The 23626-nt window shown below is 73.2% G+C and carries 21 protein-coding genes; 10 read left to right on the top strand and 11 right to left on the bottom strand.

Going from position 1 to position 23626, the window contains the following annotated elements; translation table 11 throughout:
* Positions 1 to 46: 46 nt before the first annotated feature.
* The 5 genes from ABZ808_RS22630 to ABZ808_RS22610 are packed head-to-tail and all read right to left on the bottom strand — an operon-like array spanning position 47 to position 4125.
* Positions 47 to 739 (bottom strand): CoA pyrophosphatase, encoded by a 693-nt coding sequence (locus ABZ808_RS22630; RefSeq protein WP_357009800.1) that lies wholly within the window; start codon positions 737 to 739, stop codon positions 47 to 49.
* The gene (locus ABZ808_RS22625) at positions 736 to 1401 is read right to left on the bottom strand and encodes a TlpA disulfide reductase family protein (RefSeq protein ID WP_357009797.1); all 666 of its coding nucleotides are present in this window, start codon (positions 1399 to 1401) and stop codon (positions 736 to 738) included. Before ABZ808_RS22625 ends, ABZ808_RS22630 begins: the two co-directional genes overlap by 4 nt.
* Positions 1398 to 2186 (bottom strand): endonuclease III, encoded by a 789-nt coding sequence (nth, locus tag ABZ808_RS22620; RefSeq protein WP_357009794.1) that lies wholly within the window; start codon positions 2184 to 2186, stop codon positions 1398 to 1400. Before nth ends, ABZ808_RS22625 begins: the two co-directional genes overlap by 4 nt.
* 41 nt (positions 2187 to 2227) lie before the next feature.
* Entirely contained in the window at positions 2228 to 3406 is a 1179-nt protein-coding gene (locus ABZ808_RS22615; RefSeq protein WP_357009792.1) for a CapA family protein, read from the bottom strand.
* 56 nt (positions 3407 to 3462) lie between these two features.
* Positions 3463 to 4125 carry an adenosylcobinamide amidohydrolase gene (locus ABZ808_RS22610; protein ID WP_357009789.1) on the bottom strand — a complete coding sequence of 221 codons (663 nt, stop codon included), beginning with the start codon at positions 4123 to 4125 and terminating at the stop codon, positions 3463 to 3465.
* A 144-nt stretch (positions 4126 to 4269) separates the two neighbouring features.
* On the opposite strand from ABZ808_RS22610, the gene ABZ808_RS22605 reads away from it, so the two are divergent.
* The 10 genes from ABZ808_RS22605 (at position 4270) to ABZ808_RS22560 (ending at position 16187) form a co-directional block, all read left to right on the top strand.
* On the top strand, positions 4270 to 4947 hold the full coding sequence (locus ABZ808_RS22605; RefSeq protein ID WP_007466162.1) for a Crp/Fnr family transcriptional regulator: 678 nt from the start codon (positions 4270 to 4272) through the stop codon (positions 4945 to 4947).
* Between the two features lie 135 nt (positions 4948 to 5082).
* Positions 5083 to 5826: a metallophosphoesterase family protein gene (locus tag ABZ808_RS22600; protein ID WP_357009787.1), complete on the top strand. Its 744-nt coding sequence runs from the start codon at positions 5083 to 5085 to the stop codon at positions 5824 to 5826.
* Positions 5827 to 6468: 642 nt separating this feature from the next.
* On the top strand, positions 6469 to 7074 hold the full coding sequence (locus ABZ808_RS22595; protein ID WP_357009785.1) for a helix-turn-helix domain-containing protein: 606 nt from the start codon (positions 6469 to 6471) through the stop codon (positions 7072 to 7074).
* 37 nt (positions 7075 to 7111) lie between these two features.
* On the top strand, positions 7112 to 7909 hold the full coding sequence (locus ABZ808_RS22590) for a TIGR03084 family metal-binding protein (RefSeq protein ID WP_357009782.1): 798 nt from the start codon (positions 7112 to 7114) through the stop codon (positions 7907 to 7909).
* Positions 7906 to 9606, top strand: coding sequence for an acyclic terpene utilization AtuA family protein (locus ABZ808_RS22585; protein ID WP_357009779.1), 1701 nt, complete (start codon positions 7906 to 7908; stop codon positions 9604 to 9606). Before ABZ808_RS22590 ends, ABZ808_RS22585 begins: the two co-directional genes overlap by 4 nt.
* The gene (locus tag ABZ808_RS22580) at positions 9603 to 10799 is read left to right on the top strand and encodes an acyl-CoA dehydrogenase family protein (protein WP_357009776.1); all 1197 of its coding nucleotides are present in this window, start codon (positions 9603 to 9605) and stop codon (positions 10797 to 10799) included. The genes ABZ808_RS22585 and ABZ808_RS22580 overlap by 4 nt, the downstream gene beginning before the upstream one ends.
* On the top strand, positions 10796 to 12397 hold the full coding sequence (locus ABZ808_RS22575) for a carboxyl transferase domain-containing protein (RefSeq protein ID WP_357009773.1): 1602 nt from the start codon (positions 10796 to 10798) through the stop codon (positions 12395 to 12397). Before ABZ808_RS22580 ends, ABZ808_RS22575 begins: the two co-directional genes overlap by 4 nt.
* 68 nt (positions 12398 to 12465) lie before the next feature.
* Positions 12466 to 14523 (top strand): biotin carboxylase N-terminal domain-containing protein, encoded by a 2058-nt coding sequence (locus tag ABZ808_RS22570; protein ID WP_357009771.1) that lies wholly within the window; start codon positions 12466 to 12468, stop codon positions 14521 to 14523.
* Complete coding sequence (locus ABZ808_RS22565; protein WP_357009769.1) at positions 14520 to 15683, top strand: acyl-CoA dehydrogenase; 1164 nt, start codon at positions 14520 to 14522, stop codon at positions 15681 to 15683. Before ABZ808_RS22570 ends, ABZ808_RS22565 begins: the two co-directional genes overlap by 4 nt.
* A gap of 165 nt (positions 15684 to 15848) precedes the next feature.
* On the top strand, positions 15849 to 16187 hold the full coding sequence (locus ABZ808_RS22560) for a hypothetical protein (RefSeq protein ID WP_357009767.1): 339 nt from the start codon (positions 15849 to 15851) through the stop codon (positions 16185 to 16187).
* Here ABZ808_RS22560 and ABZ808_RS22555 read toward each other — a convergent pair.
* From ABZ808_RS22555 to ABZ808_RS22530, 6 genes are all read right to left on the bottom strand, one after another.
* On the bottom strand, positions 16174 to 17673 hold the full coding sequence (locus ABZ808_RS22555) for a protein kinase (protein WP_357009765.1): 1500 nt from the start codon (positions 17671 to 17673) through the stop codon (positions 16174 to 16176). The genes ABZ808_RS22560 and ABZ808_RS22555 overlap by 14 nt on opposite strands.
* Before the next feature lie 30 nt (positions 17674 to 17703).
* Positions 17704 to 18228: a hypothetical protein gene (locus ABZ808_RS22550; RefSeq protein WP_357009762.1), complete on the bottom strand. Its 525-nt coding sequence runs from the start codon at positions 18226 to 18228 to the stop codon at positions 17704 to 17706.
* Positions 18229 to 18344: 116 nt separating this feature from the next.
* On the bottom strand, positions 18345 to 21968 hold the full coding sequence (locus tag ABZ808_RS22545) for an adenylate/guanylate cyclase domain-containing protein (RefSeq protein ID WP_357009760.1): 3624 nt from the start codon (positions 21966 to 21968) through the stop codon (positions 18345 to 18347).
* Positions 21965 to 22801, bottom strand: a complete 837-nt coding sequence (locus tag ABZ808_RS22540; RefSeq protein ID WP_357009757.1) for an MBL fold metallo-hydrolase — start codon at positions 22799 to 22801, stop codon at positions 21965 to 21967. Before ABZ808_RS22540 ends, ABZ808_RS22545 begins: the two co-directional genes overlap by 4 nt.
* Positions 22802 to 22924: 123 nt before the next feature.
* Positions 22925 to 23386 (bottom strand): RidA family protein, encoded by a 462-nt coding sequence (locus ABZ808_RS22535; RefSeq protein WP_357009754.1) that lies wholly within the window; start codon positions 23384 to 23386, stop codon positions 22925 to 22927.
* Positions 23387 to 23441: 55 nt separating this feature from the next.
* The gene (locus ABZ808_RS22530; protein ID WP_007466198.1) at positions 23442 to 23597 is read right to left on the bottom strand and encodes a DUF4177 domain-containing protein; all 156 of its coding nucleotides are present in this window, start codon (positions 23595 to 23597) and stop codon (positions 23442 to 23444) included.
* Positions 23598 to 23626: the final 29 nt, after the last annotated feature.

Genomic DNA, 23626 nt, shown 5'->3' with positions numbered 1-23626 from the left:
AGCGCGCCCGCCAGATGACCATCGCTTGCGGAAGGTGACCGCGTGGTCAGCGCAGGGCGGTTTCGTCGACCTCGTCGGTGCCGGCCGACGGCGCCGGGGTCGCCCCGCTGGGCGGCAACTCGACCACCCGTTTCCGCGACCACGGGCGGGCCCAGCCACCCATCTCCAGCAGGGTGGCCAGCACCCCGGCGGTGAAACCCCAGACGAGCATGCCGCGCGCCGAAAACGCCGGCCCGATCCAACCGCTGGGGTGGCGGACAAGCATCCGGTTGGCCGGATCGACCAGCTCACTGACCGGCAGTCGGGCCACGTGCGCCACCTCGGCGGGCTCCCGGGGGTGCACCGGGTGCGGGTCGTGCCACCAGGCCAGCACCGGGGTGACCACGAAGTCGCTGACCGGAATCCACAGCTTCGGCAGCTCGGCCAGCACTGTCACACTGCCCGGGTCGAGGCCGACCTCCTCGTTCGCCTCGCGCAGCGCGGTGGCGCGCACGTCGGCGTCCTCGGGATCGGCGGCACCGCCGGGAAAGGCGGGCTGGCCGGCGTGGTTGCGCAGGTTGGCGGCCCGTTGCAGAACCAGCACGTCGGGCCCCACGCCGGGCTGCTCGCCGAGCAGCACCAGCACGGCGCTCTCCCGGCCACCCTCGGCGGGGGTGGTCAGGCGGGTGAAGTCCTCGGCACGGGCAGTGCCCAGCCGGGCCAGCAGAGGCTCGAACCAGCCCGGCGGTCGGCCGGTCACGCCGGCACCGCCAGGCCGAGGTGCTGGCGGACCAGCGTGGTGAGCTGGGCGTCGTCGAGGGCCCCGGTGGCATCGATGTGCCGGATCCGGCCCTGCGTGTCGACGAAGAGGGTCAGTGGGATGGCGTTGCGGTTCAGTCCCCGTTGCAGCGCCTCGCCCTGGTCGACCAGGATCGGGAACCGTACGCCGAAGTCCTCACCGATGGACTGCGCGCCGCCGCGGCTGTCCCGGCTGTTCACGCCGACCACCTGGAGCTGGCCGGCAGCCCGCTCGCTGAGCCGCTGGAAGGCGGGCAGCTCCTTGCGGCACGGCGGGCACCAGGAGGCCCACACGTTGATCACGGCCGGCCCCGCCACGTCGCGCAGCGCGACTGGCGCACCGCCGGTGAAGCAGGTCAGGGTCAGCTCCGGCAGCGCCACCCCGCCAGGTGCCGTCGACGTGCCCGAGCCGGGTGTGGCGGGGGCCGCCGTGCCGGCACCGGGCGACGCGGGGGTCGACGGCGCGGCGGTGGGCGACGTGCCCAGCGCGGCGCAGTCCCGGAACGGCGACGGGCGCTCGGCGGCGGCCCGCCTCGGCGCGGGGTCGTCGTCGGCCGTGCCTCCGGTGCAGCCGGCGACGGCCAACAGCAGCGGCAGGGCGAGCAGGGCGAGACGCCGGTTCACGGCACCTCCGCGGCGACCGCCTGGGCGGGCACCAGCTCCGGGTCGACCCCGGCGGCCACCGCCAGGTCCCGTGCCCGAGGGCCCTTGAGCAGCTTGGCGGCGGCGGCCGGCTCGGTCGGGCCGGTGCCGTAGGAGGGGCAGAGCTTCACGAGCGTGCACGCGCCGCAGGCCGGCTTGCGGGCGTGGCAGACCCGTCGCCCGTGGAAGATGATTCGGTGCGACAGCATCGTCCAGTCACGCTTGTCGTACAGCGCGCCGATCGCGTGCTCGATCTTGACCGGGTCGGTCTCGGTGGTCAGCTGCCACCGGTGCACCAGCCGCTGGAAGTGCGTGTCGACGGTGATCCCGGGGACGTCGAAGGCGTTGCCGAGGATGACGTTGGCGGTCTTGCGGCCGATCCCGGGGAGCGTCACCAGGTCGGCGAGCCGGCCGGGGACCTCGCCGTCGTACCGCTCGACGAGCGCCTGCCCGAGCTTGAGCAGCGAGTCGGTCTTGTTGCGGTAGAAGCCGGTGGGCCGGATCAGCTCCTCCATCTCGCCCCGGTCGGCACCGGCGTAAGCGGCGGCACTCGGGTAGCGGGCGAAGAGCTTCGGGGTGACCTCGTTGACCTTCTTGTCCGTGCACTGCGCGGAGAGGATGGTGGCGACGGCCAGCTCCAGGGCATTGGAGTGGTCCAGCTCACAGTGCGCGTCGGGGTGCGTCTCGGCCAGCACCCGGCCGATCTTGCGGGCACGGCGTTTGCGCCCGAGGTCGGTCTCGCTGGCACCGGGAGGGCTACTGGTCACGACGGCCAGCCTACGTCGCCCCCCGGACGTTCCTGCTCGGGTCAACCGGCCGTCGGCGCGGAGATCTTGCCGTCGGTGTCGAACCGGGCGCCGGTCTTCGGGAAGTCGGTGCGGCTCAGTTCGGTGACCAGGCCCAGACCCCGGTCGTTCGGGTCCATCGTCGGCTTGCCGGCGGAGTTCATGTACGTCGAGGTGAACGAGCCGCCGGCCCAACTGCCGTCGGGCTTGAGCGACACCTTCAGCACCCCGCCCCAGCCGAGCCGCCCGGCGTTGCTCAGCGAGTTGCCGCCACCGGCGAAGTTGCCCAGGCTGTAGGCGATCAGGCGCCCCTGGTAGAACTCCACCCCGCGCAGCACGTGCGGCCCGTGCCCGACGATCAGATCCGCGCCAGCGTCGATCATGGCGTGCGAGAACTTCACCGGGTCGCCCCGGTTCTCGCCCAGGAACATCTCGGTGCCCGGCTTCACGCGGGTCTTGTCCGCCCCCTCGCCGCCCATGTGCACCTGCACCACGACCAGGTCTGCCATCGTGGCGGCCTTGGCGACCACCGCCTTCGCCTTGGCGATGTCGACGAGGCTGTTCGACCAGACGTACGACGAGAAGCCGGCCACGGCCACCTTGACACCCTTGACGTCGACCACGGTGATCTGGTTCGGCGCCCCGGTGTGCTGCAGGTCGTACTTCTCCAGCGCCTGCTGGGTGTTCTCGTAGCCCTTGGGGCCGTAGTCGTAGCCGTGGTTGTTCGCCTGGTTGAGCAGGTCGAAGCCGGCGTCACGCAGGTGGGCGGCGTACTCCGGTGGAGCCCGGAACTGGAAGCAGCGCGTCGAGTTGGCCCCGCACTTGCCGGTGCCGGTGTCCACCGTCAGCGGCTCCTCCAGGTTGCCCATGACCAGGTCGGCCTTGAGTGCCTGGGTGACCGAGTCGAAGAAACCCTTACCGCCGCCGGCGGGCAGCCGGTTCGGTGCGTTGCCCATGATGATGTCGCCGGTCGCGGACAACGAGATGGCGTCACCCCCGCTGGCGGCCGAGGCGTCACCGCTGGCCTTCGGGCCGGCCGTGGCCACCGGCGCTCCGGTGCCACCGCCACCGACGCCCGGCTGCCACACCGGAGCCTCAGCGGCCTCGGCGCAACCGGTGACGAGAAGGGCGGCCAGCAGCGCGGCGAGGCCGAGGGCGACGCGGCGACGCGGGCGGGACGCGAGGGGGGCGGTAGCGTACATCGCCCGCGACCCTACCGGCCCGTAAACGCGCCGACGAGGGCCGATCGGTCGGAACTTCAGCCGGTCAGCTGGTCTGACCAGGGCACGACCGGCCGGTCACCGCCGGCGAGCACCGCAGCGTGGACCGCTCGGGCCAGCGGGGCGCCCCAGGTGGAGCGCGGCCCGCCGTACGTGGCCTCCGGCCCGTCCACCGGGCAGAGCACCGTGACCGCGTCGGTGGGGGTGCCGGTCCCCGGCAGCCCCAGCTCGCTGATCGCCTGGGTCTTCGCCTCGGTGGCGGTGGCCACGGCGTTGACCAGAGCGGAGTCGGCGAGCCGCGCCGGCACGTACACCACGATGTTGACCGTGCCGACGCGCTGGGTGAGCGCGTCGGCGGCCGGCGCGGCGGCGAGCACCGGGGTGCCGAGCCCGACCGTCGCCCAGGCCCGCACGCCGGTGTCGGTCCGGGCCACCACCTCGGCCACGTCGACGCCGGTCAGCAGGCCGACCCCGGGCCCGTCGAGGGCCAGGTCCGTGGCGAGCGCGGCCAGGTGGGCGGCGGGGTCGTCCCGGTCGTACGACATGGGCACCGTCGCGTTCAACACCCAGCGCCGGACGCCGATGCCACCGCCGAGCGGGCCACTGCTGACCGCCCGCAGCGGCCCGTCGGCGCGCCAGACGAGCAGCGGGATACGCCGCCCGTCCTCGACGCGGCTGGTCAGACTCGGATCGCTCAGCACGTCGGGCAGGTTACGCCCACCGATCAGGATTCCAGGGGCGACCTCTGATTCATGCTCACGTGCGCCTAGACTTGGCGGCGCGCGAGGGGATCAGCGGACGGCGGCCCCGGGCCGACGGACGGCACGCGCAACCGGAGGTGCGTGATGGATGAGGTACTGGCACGCAGCGGGATCTTCCAGGGTGTCGACCCGGAAGCTGCCGAGGCGCTCGCTAAGGAGATGGAGACGATCGAGGTCCGCAAGGGCGAGATCGTCTTCAACGAGGGCGAGCCCGGCGACAGCCTCTATATCCTGCTGTCCGGAAAGATCAAGGTTGGCCGCCGGGCGGCCGACGGCCGGCAAAACCTGATCGCGGTGATGGGGCCGTCGGACATGGTCGGTGAGCTGTCGCTCTTCGACCCGGGTCCGCGTACGGCGACCGCCACCGCGGTGACCGACACCCGGCTGGTACGGCTGCGCAAGCAGGCCCTGCGGCCGTGGCTGAACAACCGCCCGGAGATCGCCGAGCAGCTCCTCCGGGTGCTGGCGCGGCGACTGCGCCGGACCAACGACTCGCTCGCCGACCTGATCTTCACGGACGTGCCGGGCCGGGTCGCCAAGAACCTGCTCCAGATGGCCGGCCGGTTCGGCACGCGCGACGGCGGCGTCCTGCGGGTGACCCACGACCTCACCCAGGAGGAGATCGCCCAGCTCGTCGGCGCCTCCCGGGAGACGGTCAACAAGGCGCTGGCGGACTTCGCCTCGCGCGGCTGGCTGCGGCTGGACGGCAAGAGCATCATCATCCTCGACCCGGAGCGCCTGGCCCGTCGCGCCCGCGTCTGACCCCTGACCGCCGTATCTCCCCGGCCCGGATCGCCCTCGGCGGTCCGGGCCGGTCGGCGTGTCGGTGCTCTGCCCGGCGGTCTGCCCGGCGCAGAATCGCTGGCGTCCGGCCGGCGCGGCGGTGAGGGTGGGGGGATGCTGAACCGGGTTGCCGTGCTCTCCGACATCCATGGAGTGCTGCCCGCGCTGGAGGCCGTGCTGGCCGAGCCGGACGTCGCCACCGCTGACCTGATCGTGCTCACCGGCGACATCGCGGCCGGCCCACAGCCGGTCGAGGTGCTGGACGTGCTCGCCGGCCTCGGTGATCGCGCATGCTGGGTGGGAGGCAACGCCGACCGCGAACTGGTCGAGGCACGAGCCGGCCGGCCCGCCTCGATCGAGGTGTCGAACTGGGCCGCCGGGCAACTCCGCGACGACCAACTCACCCGCCTCGCCGGGCTGCCGACAACCGCCACGTTCGAGATCAATGGTCTCGGCCAGACGCTGTTCTGCCACGCCACACCCCGCGACGACGAGGAGGTCGTGCTCGTCGACTCCCGGATGGAGCGCTGGTCGGAGGTCTTCGCCGACCTTCCGGCCGAGATTTCGACGGTGGTCTGCGGTCACACCCACATGCCCTTCACCCGGCTGGTCGACCGACGCCTGGTGGTCAACCCTGGAAGCATCGGCATACCGTACGGAGGTACGGGTGCGTGGTGGGCACTGCTCGGGCCAGGTGTGCAGCTACGCCGTACCGTCTTCGACGTGGACGCGGCCTGCGCCCGGGTAGCAGCCGAGTCGACCTTCCCCGACGCCGCTGCCTGGGTCGACGAGTACCTGCGCTCCCAGCACAGCGACGCCGACGCGCTGGCCGCCTTCGGCCCCCGCGACGGCCGCTGAGCAGTGACCCCCGCAACGGCCGTCAAAGCAGCAGTCCTCGACGGCCGTCCCCGCGACGGCAGCCGTCGCGACCGCCGCCGAGGCAGCGGGTGGGGTCCATGCTGGGGGCCTTTGGAGCTGAATCGCTTGCGACATCAGCGGGCGACATCAATCCGACGCGACCAGGCCGACGCGACCAGGCCGACCCGACCAGGCCGACCCGACCAGGCCGACCCGACCAGGCCGACCCGACCAGGCCGACCCGACCAGGCCGACCCGACCAGGCCGACCCGACCGGGCCGACACTGCCAGGCCTGGCTGCCCAACGGTCGGTGCGGTGACCCGGGTCGTAACGGAGTTGAGGGACGCGACCAGGTCGACGCGACCAACCCGACACCGCCACGCTCGTGCGACGCGCTGTCGGCCACGCCGACGCAACCGCTCCGACGCGACCAGTAGATGAGTCCGCGCGGACCACACCGGCCGATGACTCGTTTGTGACATCAGCTCCAAAGGGCGCCACCACACTGCACCCAACCCTTGGGGCGGTGCCACGCCGCGACCACGCACCGGCCCCACCGTTCCACCGCCCCACCCCGTAACGCGAGCACCCAGAAAAAGTCAGTCTTGACTGTTTGTTTCTGAGCCGGCAGGCTGTCCCGCATGGCCGCCGCATCGACCCGTGTCCCGCAGCAGGAGCGCAGTCGCCTCACCCAGGCCCGCCTGCTGGAGGCGACCGTCGACTGCCTGATCGAGCACGGCTGGTCCGGCACCACGACCACCGTCGTCGCCGCCCGGGCCGGTGTCTCGCGTGGTGCGCAGCTGCACCACTACCCCACGAAGGCCGCGTTGGTCACGGCCGCCGTCGCCCATCTGGCCGAGCGCCGGGCCGACGAGCTGCGCACCGAGGCGGAGATGTTGCCGGCCGGCCCGCAGCGGTTGGACCGGGTGATCGATCTGCTCGCCGCCGCGTTCACCGGGCCGCTCTTCGTCGCCGCACTCGAACTCTGGGTCGCAGCCCGCACCGACCGCGAGCTTCGCGACGCCCTTATGCCGCTGGAGGCGATGGTCGGTCGGGAGATGCACCGGCTCACCCTCTCGCTGCTCGGCGTCGACGAGCGCCGACCCGGCGTCCGGGAGGCAGTGCAGGCCACCCTCGACCTGCTCCGCGGACTCGGCGTGGCCAACCTGCTCAGCGACGACTCGGCCCGTCGCACCGCCCTGCTCGTCACCTGGAAGCGCCAACTCGCCACCCTGCTCACCCCCTGACCACCGGCCGCACCGGCCCGCACCGACCGGAGGCACCATGGTCGACCTCACCGACCTACTCGCGGACCTCGCCGCTGAGTCCGCTGAACTGGACGCTCTGGTGGCACCCCTGTCGGCGGGCGACTGGGCGCGGCCGACCCCCGCACCGGGCTGGAGCATCGGCCACCAGATCGCCCACCTCGCCTGGACCGACCACGTGGCGGTGCTGGCCGCCACCGACGCGGAGGCGTTCTACGCGACGGTGCTGGCCGCGCCGGACCCGTCCCGGCTGGTCGACGCTGGCGCTGAAGAGTTCCTCGCCCCGCCCGCAGAGTTGCTCGCCCGCTGGCGGGCCGGCCGGGCAGCCCTCAACGACGCGCTCGCGGTGGTTCCGGCCGGCGAGAAACTGCCCTGGTACGGCACCCGGATGTCAGCCACCTCCATGGCGACCGCCCGGATCATGGAGACCTGGGCACACGGCGAGGACGTGGCCGACACGCTCGGTGTCGTCCGCCCTGCCTCGGACCGGCTCCGGCACGTGGCGCATTTGGGCGTGCGTACCCTCGGGCACGGTTTTGCCGCCCACGGCCGACCGGTTCCGACGGCGCCGGTCCGGGTCGAGCTGGCCGCGCCGAGCGGCGACACGTGGGCCTGGGGTCCGGCGGACGCCGCCGACCGACTGACCGGCCCGGCTCGGGACTTCTGCCTGCTGGTCACCCAGCGCCGGCACCGCGCGGACCTCGCCCTGCTGGCAAGCGGCCCGGTCGCCGACGAGTGGCTCGACGTGGCACAGGCCTTCGCCGGCCCGCCGGGCGCCGGCCGCGAGCCGGCCAGCCGGAACGGAGCCCTGGCGTGATCCGCATCGGCAACGCCTCCGGCTTCTACGGCGACCGGTTCACCGCCTGGCGGGAGATGATCGACGGCGGCGAGCTGGACGTGCTGACCGGTGACTACCTGGCCGAGCTGACGATGCTGATTCTCGGCCGCGATCGGCTGCGCGACCCCGACCTGGGGTACGCGAAGACCTTCCTGCGCCAGTTGGAGACCTGCCTCGGCACGGCCCTCGACCGTGGCGTGCGGATCGTGACCAACGCCGGCGGGCTGAACCCGGCCGGCCTGGCCGTCGCCATCGAAGCCCTCGCCGGTCGGCTGGGCGTGCCGGTGCGGGTCGGGTACGTCGAGGGCGACGCGCTCCAGCGGCCCGACGCGCTGACCGCGAACGCCTACCTCGGCGCGTTCGGGATCGCCGCCTGCCTCGACGCCGGGGCGGACGTCGTGGTGACCGGCCGGGTGACCGACGCGTCGCTGGTCGTCGGTCCGGCGATCGCCCGGTACGGGTGGGGTCGTGACGACCTCGACAAGCTGGCCGGCGCGACTGTCGCGGGGCACCTCCTCGAGTGCGGCGCGCAGGTCACCGGCGGCAACTTCAGCTTCTTCACCGAGTTGCCCGACGGAGGGCGCCGGCCGGGTTTCCCGATCGCCGAGGTGCACCCGGACGGCTCCGCGGTGCTCACGAAGCATGCGGGCACCGGCGGTGCGGTCACGGTGGAGACGGTCACCGCCCAACTGCTCTACGAGGTCGGCTCGCCCGCGTACCTGGGGCCGGACGTGGTCACCCGGCTGGACTCGGTAACGCTTCACGCCGATGGGCCGGACCGCGTCCGGGTCTCCGGCGTCCGGGGCACTCCGCCGCCCGCCACGTTGAAGGTAGGCGTCAACAACCTCGGCGGCTTCCGCAACTCGATGACCTTCGTCCTCTGCGGGCTGGACATCGAGGCGAAGGCGGCCCTGGTGCGGGGGCAGATGGAGGAGGCGGTCGGCAAGGAGGGGCTGGAGTTCACGCTGGCCCGGACCGACCACCCGGACGCCACCGACACGGAGGCGGCCAGCGCCCTGCTCCACGTCCACCTGCGCGACACCGACCGGACGCGGGCCGGCCGGGCCTTCTCGGCCGCTGCGGTGGAGCTGGCCCTGGCCTCGTACCCGGGTTGCACGCTGACCACCCTGCCGGGCGACGCGACACCGTACGGCGTCTTCACCTCCGACGCCGTGCCGCAGGACGCGGTGGCGCACGTGGCGGTGCTGCCCGGCGGCGCACGGGTACCGATCGCTCCCCCGAGCCACACCGCGCCCACGCCCGTCCCGGACACCGAGGCGGCACCGGGCGACGCGACCGCGGTCGACGGCCCGACCCGACGCGGGGCGCTCGGCGAACTGGTCGGCGCTCGCTCCGGGGACAAGGGCGGCGACGCCAACCTCGGTGTCTGGGCGCGCTCCGATGCCGGGTACGCGTGGCTGCGCGGCTGGCTGACCGTCGAGCGGCTGGCCGAGCTGCTGCCGGAGACCGCGCCGCTGGTGGTGCGGCGCTACGAGCTGCCGAACCTCCGTGCGGTCAACTTCGTGATCGAGGGCCTGCTCGGGGCGGGAGTGGCCGCGTCCACCCGGTTCGATCCGCAGGCCAAGGCGCTCGGCGAGCTGCTGCGCTCCCGGCTCGTCGACCTGCCGGCCGACCTGTCGATCGACCCTGCGGCCAACGATGGGGAGGTGGCATGAGCATCGTGGACACTCCGGAGCGGCGGCAGTTGCGCGAGCTGACCAGGGCCTTCGTGACCCGGGAGGTGCTGCCACACCTGGACGACTGGGAGCGGGCCGGCGAGGTGCCGAGAGCCCTGCACGCCACCGCCGCGAAGCTCGGCCTGCTCGGCGTCGGCTTCCCCGAGTCTGTCGGCGGCAGCGGCGGCGACCTGCTCGACTCGATCATCGTGACGGAGGAGGTGATCCGCTCCGGCGGCTCGTCCGGCCTGATCGCGGCCCTGTTCACGCACGGCATCGCGCTGCCGCACATGGTCGCGGCGGCGGGCGTGGGCATCGGCGGTTCGCTGGTCGGCCGGCTCGGCGGCACCTCGACGCCCGGCGACGACGACCTGATCCAGCGGTACGTCCGGCCGACCCTGGCCGGCACGATGATCGGGGCGCTGGCGATCACCGAGCCGGACGGCGGTTCGGACGTGGCCGGCATCCGCACCACCGCCCGCCGCGACGGCGACCACTACGTGGTGAACGGGTCGAAGACGTACATCACCAGCGGGCATCGGGCCGACTTCGTGACCACGGCGGTCTGCACCGGTTTCCCTGGCAGCGGCTCGGTCAGCCTGCTGGTCATCGACAAGGACAGCCCCGGGTTCACCGTGGGACGTCGGCTGGAGAAGCTGGGCTGGCACTGCTCGGACACCGCCGAGCTGTCGTTCGTCGACGTGCGGGTGCCGGTGGCAAACCGGATCGGCGCGGAGGACACCGGCTTCCTGGCGATCATGCAGAACTTCGCCGCCGAGCGGCTCTCGCTGGCCACCCAGGCGTACGCCACCGCGCAGCGCTGCGTCGAGCTGACAGTGCGCTGGTGCCGGGACCGGGAGACCTTCGGGCGTCCGCTGGTCAGCAGGCAGGTGGTCCGGCACCGACTCGCCGAGATGCACACCCGCGCCGAGGCGGCCCGGGCGTACGTGCACGAGGTCGCGGTTCGGGTGGCGGCCGGTGAGCCGGTGGTAACCGAGGTGGCGATGGCCAAGAACGTGGCGGTGGCCGCCTGCGATCAGGTCGTCGACCAGGCGTTGCAACTGCACGGCGGGTTCGGCTACATGCGTGACGCCGAGGTGGAGCGGCACTACCGCGACGCCCGGATCCTCGGCATCGGCGGCGGCGCCACCGAGATCATGAACGAGATCATCGTGAAGGGGATGGGCCTGTGACCACACTGGACACCGCTGCCGACCCGTCCGCGCCCGGCTTCGTGGCGAACCGGGCGGCGCTGCTGGACCGACTCGCCGAGTTGGACGCGGCGCTGGACCAGGCCCGCGCGGGCGGCGGCGAGAAGTACGTGACCCGGCACCACAAGCGGGGCAAGCTGCTGGCCCGGGAGCGGATCGAGCTGCTGGTGGACGCCGACAGCCCGTTCCTGGAGCTGTCGCCGGTGGCGGCGTACGGCACCGACTTCCCGGTGGGCGCCAGCGTGGTCACCGGCATCGGCGTGGTCGAGGGCGTGGAGTGCCTGATCGTCGCCAACGACCCGACGGTACGCGGCGGCGCGGTCAACCCGTGGTCCCTCGCCAAGACCCGGCGGGCCGGCGAGATCGCCCTGGCCAACCGGCTGCCGATGGTCAACCTGGTCGAGTCGGCGGGCGCGGACCTGCCCACCCAGGCGGAGATCTTCATTCCGGGCGGTCGGGTGTTCCGGGACCTGACCCGGCTCTCCGCCGCGAAGATCCCCACGGTCAGCGTGGTTTTCGGTAACGCCACAGCGGGTGGCGCGTACGTGCCGGGGATGTCCGACCACGTGATCATGATTCGGGACCGGTCGCAGGTCTACCTGGCCGGGCCGCCGCTGGTGAAGATGGCCACCGGCGAGGTCACCGACGACGAGTCGCTGGGCGGCGCGGCTATGCACGCCGGCACGTCTGGACTGGCCGATCACTTGGCCGAGGACGAGCGCGACGGCATCCGGCTGGCTCGGCAGTGCATCCGCCGCCTCAACTGGCACAAGGTGGGCCCGTCGCCGCGTACGGCCGTGCCGCAGCCGCCGAAGTACGACCCGGAGGAGCTGCTCGGCATCGTCAGCGGCGACCTGAAGGTGCCGTTCGATCCCCGCGAGGTGCTGGCCCGGATCCTGGACGGCAGCGACTTCGACGAGTTCAAGCCGGCGTACGGGGACGCGCTGGTCACCGGCTGGGGCGAGCTGCACGGCTACCCGGTGGGTGTGCTGGCCAACGCGCGGGGTGTGCTGTTCAGCGAGGAGGCGCAGAAGGCGGCGCAGTTCATCCAGCTCGCGAACGCCTCGAACACCCCGTTGATCTTCCTCCAGAACACCACCGGCTACATGGTGGGCACCGAGTACGAGCAGCGCGGCATCATCAAGCACGGCGCACTGATGATCAACGCGGTGTCCAACTCGACGGTGCCGCACCTGACGGTGAACCTGGGCGCCTCGTACGGGGCCGGCAACTACGGCATGTGCGGCCGGGCGTACGACCCGAGGTTCCTGTTCACCTGGCCGAACGCGAAGTCGGCGGTGATGGGTCCGGCACAGCTCGCCGGTGTGCTTTCCATCGTGGCCCGGCAGGCCGCCGCCGCGCGGGGGCGCGACTACGACGAGGACTCCGACGCGGCGATGCGAATGATGGTCGAGCAGCAGATCGAGTCGCAGTCCGGCGCGCTGTTCCTCTCCGGCCGGCTCTACGACGACGGGGTGATCGACCCGCGCGACACCCGGACCGTCCTCGGGCTCTGCCTCTCGGCGATCCACAGTGGCCCGGTGAAGGGCGCCGACGGTTTCGGCGTCTTCCGGATGTAGCCCGTGAGCACGAGGAACGCAGCGAACCGCAACCCCGCAGTGGCGAACGAGAGGCAGGCTCAGCCAACATGATCAACCGATTGCTCGTCGCCAACCGGGGGGAGATCGCCCGCCGGGTCTTCGCGACCTGCCGGGCGCTCGGCGTGGAGACGGTCGCCGTGCACTCGGACGCCGACTCCGACGCGCCGTTCGTCGCGGAAGCCGACCAGGCGGTCCGGCTGCCGGGTGACACGCCGGCCGAGACGTACCTGCGGGTGGACCTGATCCTGGACGCGGCCCGGCGCAGCGGCGCGGACGCCGTCCACCCGGGCTACGGGTTCCTGGCCGAGAACGCCGAATTCGCCGCGGCGGTGACCGACGCCGGGCTGACCTGGGTCGGCCCACCGGCCAAGGTGATCGCGGCGATGGGCGACAAGCTGGCGGCGAAGTCGCTGCTCGCCGAGGCGGGCGTGCCGATGCTGCCGAGCTGGACCGACACCGAAGCGGTCACCGACTTCCCGGTGCTGGTGAAGGCGTCCGCCGGTGGCGGCGGCCGGGGCATGCGGATCGTCCGGGAAGCCGGGGAGTTGGCCGAGGCCGTGGCGTCCGCGCGCCGCGAGGCGGCTGCGGCGTTCGGCGACGGCACGGTCTTCATCGAGCGGTACGTCGAGCGTGGCCGGCACGTCGAGGTGCAGATCTTCGGCGACACCCACGGCACGGTGAACGCGCTGGGTGTGCGGGAGTGCTCGATCCAGCGCCGACACCAGAAGATCATTGAGGAGGCGCCCGGCGTCATCCCGGCGGACGTGCGGGAGCGCCTGCACGAGGCGGCGGTGGCGGCGGGCCGAGCGGTCGACTACGTGGGCGCGGGCACGGTCGAGTTCCTGCTGGCGCCCGACGGGGCGATCTACTTCCTGGAGATGAACACCCGGCTCCAGGTGGAGCACCCGGTGACCGAGCTGACCGCCGTGGGCGGGTTGGACCTGGTCCGGCTGCAACTGCTGGTCGCCGAGGGCGCGGCCCTGCCTGAGCTGGCGCAGCACCCGGCCGCCGACGGCTGCGCGATCGAGGTGCGGCTGTGCGCGGAGGACCCGGCCCAGAGTTTCCGCCCGGCCACCGGAGTCCTGCACCGCTTCGCCGTCCCCGGGGTGGACCGCGAGTTCGGCGACCTTCAGCGGGCGGGCCTGCGGCTGGACTCGGGCGTCGTGGACGGCTCGGTGGTCGGCGTCCACTACGACTCCATGCTGGCGAAGCTGGTCGCCTGGGCGCCCACCCGCGCCGAGGCGGCTCGCGCTCTCGCGGGCGCGCTGGCCCGGGCCGAGTTGCACGGGGTGGCGACGAACCGGGATCTGCTGGTCCGCGTGCTGCGCAGCCCCGAGTTCGGTGCGGTGGAGATCGACACCGGCTTCCTGGACCGGCACCCGGAGGTGTTCGCCCCGCTGCTTCCCGCCGACCGCCTTCCGGTGGCCGCGCTGGCCGCAGCGCTGGCGTCGGCCGCCGGCCGTCGCGCGGACGCGAAGGTACTGACCGGGCTGCCGTCGGGCTGGCGCAACGTGCCGGCCGTCCCGCAGGTCACCCGCTTCGCCGGCCCGGACGGCGAGATCGAGGTCCGGTACCGGCTGGACCGCTCCGGCCGGCTCGCAGAGTGGTCCGCCGCACGCGACACCGACGACCCCGCCGACGACGACGACCGCGCTGCCGGGGCACCGCCCACGGTGGAGTTGGTCGAGGCCACCCCCGACCGGGTGGTCCTGGACGTCGACGGGGTTCGGCGGGCTGTGCGCGTACACCGGGTGGGGTCGGAGGTCTTCGTGGACGGCCCGGACGGGGCGGCGAGCCTGGTCGAGCTGCCGCGTTTCCCGCTGCCCACCGCGGAGCTAGCCGCCGGGTCGCTGCTCGCGCCGCTGCCCGGCGCGGTGACCCGGGTGCACGTCGAGGTCGGTCAGCGGGTCGCGGCCGGCGACCTGCTGCTCACGCTGGAAGCGATGAAGCTGGAACACCCCGTGCTCGCCCCCACCGACGGCGTCGTCGCCGAACTGCCGGTTCCCGCTGGCGGTCAGGTGCGTACCGGCGCCGTGCTGGCCGTCATCGACGGCGCATCCACCCCAGACCCTGCGCCGTCGAACCCCGAGGAGGACCCCCGATGACCTTCGACCTCACCCCCGAGCAGGACCAGTTGCGCGACGCCGTGCGGGCGTTGGGCCGCCGGTACGGCCACAGCTACTTCGTCGAGAAGGCCAAGTCCGGCGAGCACACCACCGAGCTGTGGGCCGAGGCGGGCCAACTCGGCTACCTGGGCGTCAACATCCCCACCGAGTACGGCGGCGGGGGCGGCGGCATCACCGAGCTGGCCATCGTCTGCGAGGAGCTGGCGGCGGCCGGTTGCCCGCTGCTGCTGCTGGTGGTGTCCCCCGCCATCGCGGCCACGGTGATCAACCGGCACGGCACCGAGGAGCAGCGCAAGCGGCACCTGCCCGGCCTCGCCGACGGCTCCCAGAAGATCGTCTTCGCGATCACCGAGCCGGAGGCCGGCTCCAACTTCCACCGGCTCGGCACGGTGGCCCGCCGCGACGGCGACGACTGGCTGCTCTCCGGCCGCAAGTGCTACATCTCCGGCGTGGACGAGGCGGACCACGTCCTGGTGGTGGCTCGCACCGAAGACTCGTCCACCGGCAAGCTGAAGCCGGCGCTGTTCCTCGTGCCGACCGACGCGGCCGGGCTGACCCGCTCCAAACTGGACATGGAGATCCTGTCGCCGGAGAACCAGTTCCTGCTCTACCTGGACGACGTGCGACTGCCCGCCGACGCGCTGCTCGGCGGATCGTTGGACTCCGGCCTGCCGGCACTCTTCGCCGGGCTCAACCCGGAGCGGATCACGGTGGCCGCGATGGGTGCCGGCACCGGCCGGTACGCCATCGAGCGGGCCACCGACTACACCGCCACCCGCAAGGTCTGGGGTGGCCGGACCATCGGCTCCCACCAGGGCGTCGCGCACCCGCTGGCGCACGCGGCGGTGCAGGTGGAGCTGGCCCGCCTGATGATCCAGAAGGCGGCCACCCTGTACGACGCCGGCCGCGACCTGGAGGCGGGCGTTTCCGGCAACATGGCCAAGTACGCCGCCGGGGAGGCCGCCGCGCTCGCCGTGGACACCGCCGTCCAGGCTCTCGGTGGGGCCGGCATGACCACCGAGTACGGGATCGCGACCCTGCTCGGCGCCGTCCGGGCGGGTCGGATCGCCCCGGTCAGCCGCGAGATGATCCTCAACTTCGTGGCCCAGCACGTCCTGGGCCAGGACAAGTCCTACTAGAGCTGGAGGGGTTGAGCCGCCCGGGAAACACGGAGGGTGACGAACCGAGTCCAATGCGTGTCGAACTGGATCGGCCATGTCGGACCAACCGGTCGATCCGGGCCGATTTACGCGGCGAGTCGTCTCTCCGGTTGACAGCCGGCCAGGTCACGGCATGCTTGAGGGGTGAATCGACTGGTCAGGCCCGACCCGCGGATGGTGGCGGCGGTCGCCGCCCTGGGAGCACTCACGCTCCTGGTCCTGTTGGTCGTGTGGCGCCGTCAGGACCTTCTCGGCGTGGTTCTCGCGCTGCTCTTCGTGCTGCTGACCATGGTCACCGGCGTGGCGGTGTCCGCCGCCCGGCAGGACGACGGGCCGGAGCCGACGGACCGGATCGCTGCCGGGCCGCCGGAGTTGATGCCGTACGGGATCGACGCCGACACTCTCGACGCCCTGGACAGCCGGGCCGCCCTGCGTGCGGTGCGTGACCGGCGTGGGACGCCCGGCAGCCTCAGCGACCGGTGAGGGTCGGGCCGGTGAGCGCGTCGACGCCCCGCCCGGCCAGGCACCGGTAGGACCGGTCGACACTGCCGTCCACCGGCGGCAGCACCTCCAGGTGCCAACCGACCGGGTCGCTGATGCCGGTGGTCACGCGGAACGTCGTCGTGCCACACACCTGCCGGACCGGCGCGGCGGAGGCCACCTCGTCGTAGGCTGCGCCGACGAGCGACACCGGCAGGATGCCCTCGGCGTACGTCTCCCAGGTGTGCCGGGCGTCGCAGGGGACCCGGACCGCCTCGGCACGGTTGCCGCGGATCCGCATCGGCCCGAAGCACTCCAACTCGGGCAGGCACCGGGCACCGCTGGGCAGGGCTGTTGGCGCGCCGGCGCCGGTTGAGCAGCCGGGCAGTGGGCCGGTCGGTGGCGCCCCGACCTGACTGACCCAGGGAGACGGGCCGGGCGGCGGCCCACTGCTGGCGACCCAGGCCCCGGCGGTCGCTGAGGCGGCGAGCGCGAGCACCCCTGCGCCGCCGAGGAACCAGCGTCGCCGCCAGCGCCGAGCGTCGGGGGCGGTCGGATGGGCGTCCTCGACCGGGGGCCGGGGTGCCGGCTGGCCGGCGACGTACGGGCCACCGCTGCTCGGCGCGCCGCTGATCGGGGCGCCACTGACCGGCGTCGGCGGCGAGCCGAACGGCAGGCTGGTGAGCAGGTCGTGCAGTTCGAGGGCGGAGGGCCGCTCGGCCGGATCGTTGGCCATGCCGGCGCGCAGCACCTCGATCAACTCGTCCGGCACGCCGGGCAGGCCCGGGACCTGCTGGTTGAACATCTCCAGCACGGTGACCAGGCTGGGGTTGCGCTCGGACTGCCAGCGTGGCGGACGGCCGTTCATCACCGCGTAGAGGGTGGCGCAGAGCGCGTACACGTCGACGGCCGGCGACGGCGGGCTGTGGCTGAACATCTCCGGTGGCGCGTACGCCGGGGTGAGCACCTCCAGGGTGACCGAGGGGTCGCGGTGCTCCGCGAGCACGGCCAGCCCGAAGTCGGCGAGCACCGCCGAGTTGAAGTGCGAGTAGAGGATGTTCGCGGGCTTCACGTCCCGGTGCAGCACCCCGGCCGCGTGCGAGTGGGCCAACGCGTCAGCGATCTTGATGCCGAGATCGCGGGTCTCCACCGGGCCGAGCGGCGAGGTACGCATCCGCTCGGCGTACGACCCGTCGCAGAGTTCCATGATCAGGTAGGGGTGCTGGTCGACGGTGACCCCGACATCGAAGAGGTCCACCACGTGCGGGTGGGACGACATCCGCCCGGCCGCCCGCGCCTCGCGCAGAAAGCGGGCCTGGTCCCGCTCGCTGTCCAGCGTGCGGTTCTCTACCTTGACGGCGACCTCACGCCCCACCGAGATCTGGGTGGCCCGGTAGACCGTCGCATATCCGCCTCGGGCAAAAATGCGCAAATCGGTCAGGCCGGGCACGATCGGCACCCGCAAGCCGCCGGTCGGGGTGTCGGTCACTGCTCGAAAATACCCAACCCGACCGGAGGCTCAGCGCACCGCGTCCGCCGGAGCGGCACCGGCCGCGCCGGGAGCCTCCCCGGCGTCGCCCGGCGCCACCTCTGCGGCGGTCGAGGTCGCGTCGACGGCGGCCGGCGTGTCCGTGGCCGCCGGCGCACCCCGGCGCGCGTCCAGGCGCAGGCCAACCGCGGTGGCCAACGCGCCCAGGCCCTCCCAGGCGGCCACGCCGAAGAACCGGTCGGGAGCGATGTCGGCGAGCACCGCGATGGTGAACACGGTGAAGGTGACCAACCGGAAGACCACTGTGAAGCGGTAGAACGCCCGCCACTCGGTGACCGTGGCGAGCAGGTAGTAAACGCCCATGTTGAACGCCGCCATCGAGGACGCCAGCAGGAACGTGCCGGTGTAGTCACCGACAGCCCGCGTCTCCGGCGTCTCGAACCCGAGCATCCGCAGCTGCGCCTCCGGCCAGAGCAGCCCGAGCGCGCCCATCAGCAGGGCCAGCACACCGAAGACCGCGATGGTCCAGCCCGCGACGGAACGCGGCAGCTTCATGAGGGGCCTCCCAGGCACGGCGACGGTCACCACTGTGGACCGGCACACGGTGGTGACACGCTAGCCGGTCCCCCCGACAAACCACATCCCCAGAACCGCCAAAACCCGATGAAACGCTATGCCTGGGCGGCGATCCGGGCTCGCAGGGCGTCGGCGTCGGCGCGTTCACTGCGCTGCTCGGTGGCGTACGCCAGGCGAACCGCCTCGTCCGCGCAGGACAACGCCTCCGCCGGTCGGCCGCAGGCGGCCAGCGCCTCCGCCAGCACGCTGGCCGCGATCACCTGGCTGCGCACGTCCTCGGCGGGCACGGTGACCGCCCGTCGGGCCCAGTCCAGCGCCTGCTCCCGCTGACCGTGGGCGAGCAGCGCCGACGCGTACCGGGCCATCGTCTGTCGACGGGAGAAGAGCAGCGAGGGCGCGTTCGCGGCGGTTGTCGCTACCGGAGCGAGCAGCCCGACCGCGGTCGCCGGGTCACCGGCCGCCAGTCGGGCGGTGGCCAGCAGGACCCGCGGCGCGACCTGCGCCGGCGCCTGCGGGTTGTGCGGCTCGACAGCCGTGAGCACCCCGCGCGCCGCCTGCTCGGCGGTCTCCCAGTCGCCCATGTCCAGCGCCACGAAGCCGCGCAACGTGCCGGCCATGCCGGTGAGCAGCGGGTGCGAGGTGCGCTGCGCGCCCGCCAGGGCATCGGTCAGCAGGTCGGCCGCGTGTTCCGGCTCCCCCAGCCCACGCGCCACCACGGCCCGGACCACCAGCGCGAACCCGAGCCCCCAGTCGTCGGACGCGGCAGCGAACTCGCGGTACGCCCGGCGTGCCTCCTGGTCCGCCTCGGCCAGCTCACCCAACTCGGCCGTGGCGTACGCCGCGACCGCGCGCAAGGTGCCGACCGCCCACGCCTCGCCGACCCGCTCGCCGAAGGGCAGGAACGCCTGCGCCAACCGACACGCCTCCCCCAGCCGGCCGGCGAGCAGCCGGGCGAACGCGGTAGTGCCCCGCAGCCAGGCCCGCCCGTACGGGTCCTTCAGCTCGGCGAACAGCCGGGCGGCCCGGCCGAGCACCGCGTCGGTGCCGGCGAAGTCACCTCGGGTGGTGGTCACCCAGGCCAAGTTCTGCAACGACCAGGCCTGCCCACGGCGGTCCTGCGCACCGAGGCTGACCTGGTACGCGGCGGCCAACCGGCTGCTCGCCTGACCCAACCGCCCACCCACGAAGTCGGCCATGCCGAGCCGACGCATCGCGGACGCGCGCAGCGTGGGCAGCCCGCCGTCCGTGGCCACCTGCAACGCCTCCTGCCAGGCGGTCACCGCTCGGCCTTGGTCACCGAGGGTCTGCTGGGCCTGCCCGGTGAGCAGCAGGGCGCTGGCCCGGGTGGCCTCGTCGCCGGCGTTCGCGGCGATCTTCTCGGCGTAGGCGAGCGCGTCGACGACCCGACCGATCTGGAGCAGCGCCCGGGCGTGCACCACCCGGTCGATCGCCGGCACCCCGTCGCGGGCCAGATCGTTGGCGCGTTCGGCGTACTCCACGGCGAGCGCCGGCTCACCGGCGGACAGCGAACGGCGGGCGGCCCGGCCGAGCGCGGCGACCCCGAGCGGGACCACGGCGCGGGCCGGGGCGTCCGGTCGCAGCTTCACCGCGTCGGCGAGCCGTGCGGCCCGCTCGACGTGCGTCGCGACGAAGTCGTCCCGGGCCTCGTCGGTGAAGCCACCGGGGGTGGGCGCACCGGCGTCGCCGCCCGGTGCCGCCCAACGGGCCAGCGCGGCGTGCCGATCAGCCAGCTCCGCCTTGCTCACCCCCGCGTACGCGGCCTCCCGCATGAGCGGGGTGGCGAACGCGTAGCCGGTGCGGGTGCGGTGCAGCATCCGGCGTTGCAGCAACTCCTCCACGGCCCGGTCGAGCTCCACCGCGACCACGGCCGAGGGCCGCCCGTCGCGGCCGGCGCGCTGGTCACGCAGCGCCTCCAGAGCGCCGTCCGGCACGGTGTCACCGACCACCGCGGCGTCCCGCAGGACCGAACGGGCACCCGGCGGCAGCGCGTCGATCCGGGCGGCGAGCACGGCCGCGAGGTCACGGGAGAGCAGTCGGCTGCCAAGCGAGCCGGGCACCAGCCGCCAGGTCGCCGGGTTGCCCTGATCCCGCTCGCCGAGGCCGGGCCGGGCACCTCGAGCGGGCTCGACAGTCGTGAGCGCGCCGCGTTCGATAAGTAGGGTGACCAGCTCGGCCAGGTAGAACGGGTTGCCCTGGGCGGTGGCGAGCAGCCGGTCGGCGTCGGCCGGCGGCAGTTTTCCGCCGCCGAGGTAGCTGGTGAGCAGCCGGGCCGCGTCGGCGCCGCGCAGCGGCGGCAGGGAGTGCACCTCGGCGTCCGCGACGCGGGTCAGCGCACCGGCGGTACGGACCAGCTCGGGGCGGCCGAGCAGCAGCACGAGGACCGGGCCGGTGAGTCGGGACAGGGCCAGCCCGAGAGCGCCGATCGTCTCGGCGGTGGCGTCGTGCAGGTCGTCCACCACGATCACCAGCGGCGCCTCCGAGGCGAGCCCGCTGAGCAGGTCGGCGACCGCGTTCGGCACCGCCTCGGCGTCGGCGGCCGACGTGCCCGTGCTGCCCCACTCGCCGTTGTCGGTGCCGGCGTGCGCGGGGAGTTCGGCATAGCCGAGCAGAGCGAGCAGTTGGTCGGTGACGATCGGCGGTTGCTCGGCGCCGGCCCGGGCGAGCCGCTGGCCGAGCCGGCGCAGCCGCTCCTCGACCGCCGGCCGGGTCAACGCGGTGGCCGCGTCACTGGGCAGGCCGACGGCGGCGCGGACCAGGTCGGCCAGCGGAGCGAGCCGGCGTCGCTCACCGAAGGCGGCGCAGCGCACCGAGAGCACCCGGGCACCGGTGTGCGCCGCGTACCGGCCGGCGCCCACGTCGTATCCGGCGGCGAGGCGCTCGACCTCGGCGGCGAACCGGGACTTGCCGATGCCCGCCTCGGCGGTCATCAGCAGCACCCGAGGGTCACCCTGGTCGATCACCTCGGCGAGCCGGCCGGCGACCCGGCCGATCTCGGTCTCCCGGCCCACGTAGGGCGCCTCGTCGCCGAGACCCGACCGGGTGCCCGGCGCGTCCAGCAGCCCCAGCAGCTCGTACGCCTCGACCGGCTCACGCTTGCCCTTGAGCCGCAGCGGGCGCAGCGCCCGCCAGGAGGCGACGTGCCGGGTGGCGGCGGCGGTGCGACCACCGGCGTAGACGGCGCCGACCGCGGCGGCGTCGGCCAGTCGGGCGGCGGTGTTCACCGTGTCGCCGATGACCGTGTACTCGATGGCGGCCTGGATGCCCGCGATGACGTCGCCGGTGTTCAGCCCGACCCGCAGCCCGAGCGGCGCGCCGCCACCCCGCTCGTCGTCGAGCACCCGGCGGACGGCCCGCTGCATGGACAGTGCGGCCCGGACGGCCCGCTCGGCGTCGTCCTCATGCGCCACCGGAGCCCCGAAGACCGCCATGATCCCGTCGCCGGTCAACTTGTCGACGTGCCCGCCGAAGGTCTTCACCGCTCCCGCGAGGGAGGCGAGCACCCGGTCGGTGACCGCTCCGACGCGTTCCGGGTCGAGATCCTCCGACCAGGAGGTGAATTCGGACAGGTCGCCGAAGAGCACGGTGACCACCCGGCGCTCGGCCGCCGGCAACGTGGCGGCGGCCGGCAGCGCGGCACCGCAGTTGTGGCAGAACCGCGCGCCGGGCACGGCGACGGTTCCGCACACGGGGCAGGTCACATGTGCTCCAACCCACTGACCCCGGGTGCGGATTCCCCGGTGTCGACACCCAGGTACTCCAGTTGGGCGCGGACCGACCAACCGGCTGCCCACCAGAGCGAGCGGTCCACGTCCGCGTAGACCACGGCGACCACGGCGTCGGGCGTGCGGGCGCCGGCGGCGACCGCCGCCCGGACCTGGTCGAGCCGGGCACGCCGGTGGGCGAGGTAGAAGTCGGCCGCGGCGCCGCAGTCGGCCAGCGCCGGGCCGTGCCCGGGCAGCGCCGTGATCCCCTGGTACGTCGACAGCAACTCCAGGCTGCCCAGGTAGTCGCCGAGGTGCCCGTCCGGGTGCGCCACCACGGTGGTGCCCCGGCCGAGGATGGTGTCGCCGGTGAGCACCACCCGCTCGTCGGCGTGCTCCACCAGGAAACAGATCGAGTCGGCGGTGTGCCCGGGGGTGCTCAGCAGGCGAATGTCGAGGCCGAAGCCGCCGAGGTGCTCGGCCGGCTCGGTGAGGGGCTCACCACCGATGGTGTGCCTCGGGTCGGCGGCCAGGACGTGTGCCCCACCGAGCAGTTCGCTGAGCCGGGCCGAGCCGTCGGTGTGGTCCGGGTGGCCGTGGGTGATCAGCACGAGCCCGATCGGCCCGTGCGCGGCGATCGCCGCCAGGTGCCCCTCGTCGGCCGGCCCGGGGTCGATCACCACTGCCGGCTCGCCCGGGGCCGCGCGCAGCACCCAGGTGTTGGTGCCGTCGAGGGTCATCGGGCCTGGATTCGGCGCACGCAGCAGCGTCACCCAGCCTGGCAGCTCAGCGGCGAGTGTCGCCGCCGGCGCCGTCACGTGACCACTCATGGCTGCGATCGTACGACCCCGCCCGCCACCCCCCGCGATCTTGCGCTTTCGGCCCCTGATTCGTCCCTGTTCAGGGCTTTGATCCGGGCGCAAAGTGCAAGATCGCGGGGTGCTGGGGTCGTGTCAGGCGACCTCGACGATCAGTTCGACCTCTACCGGGGCGTCGAGGGGGAGCTCAGCCACCCCTACGGCGCTGCGGGCGTGGCGGCCGGCCTCGCCGAAGACGGTGCCGAAGAGGTCAGAGGCGCCGTTGATCACGCCGGGCTGGCCGGTGAAGCCGGGCGCGGAGGCCACGAAACCGGTCACCTTGACCACCTTGACCACGTTCTCCAGGCCGACCAGCGAGTCGATCGCGGCCAGCGCGTTGAGCGCGCATCGCTGGGCCAGGTCCTTTGCCTGCTCGGCCGAGACCCCGGCACCGACCTTGCCGGTCGCCAGCAGCTTGCCGTCGGCGATCGGCAGCTGGCCGGAGACGTACACGTGCTGCCCGGACTGCACGGCCGGCACGTAGCTGGCCACCGGCGGCACCACCTCGGGCAGTTCGAGGCCCAGCTCGGCGAGCTTCGCGTGCGGACCGTTGCTCATGCCGTCACCCCTTTGCTCGCGACTGCGGGGCTCCGCTGCGCTGCACTCCTCACGCTCACGCCTTGGGCCGCTTCAGGTACGCCACCAGCTGGTCCGGGTTCGGGCCGGGGACCACGGCGACGAGCTCCCACCCGTCCTCACCCCAGTTGTCGAGGATCTGCTTGGTCGCGTGGACCAGCAGCGGGACCGTGGAGTATTCCCACTTCTGCATCGCTGGAAGGCTCCCTCTCGGTACGGACT

The sequence above is a fragment of the Micromonospora sp. NPDC047527 genome (assembly GCF_040643015.1).
Taxonomy (GTDB): domain Bacteria; phylum Actinomycetota; class Actinomycetes; order Mycobacteriales; family Micromonosporaceae; genus Micromonospora.
This window is presented reverse-complemented; position numbering and strand designations above follow the sequence as displayed.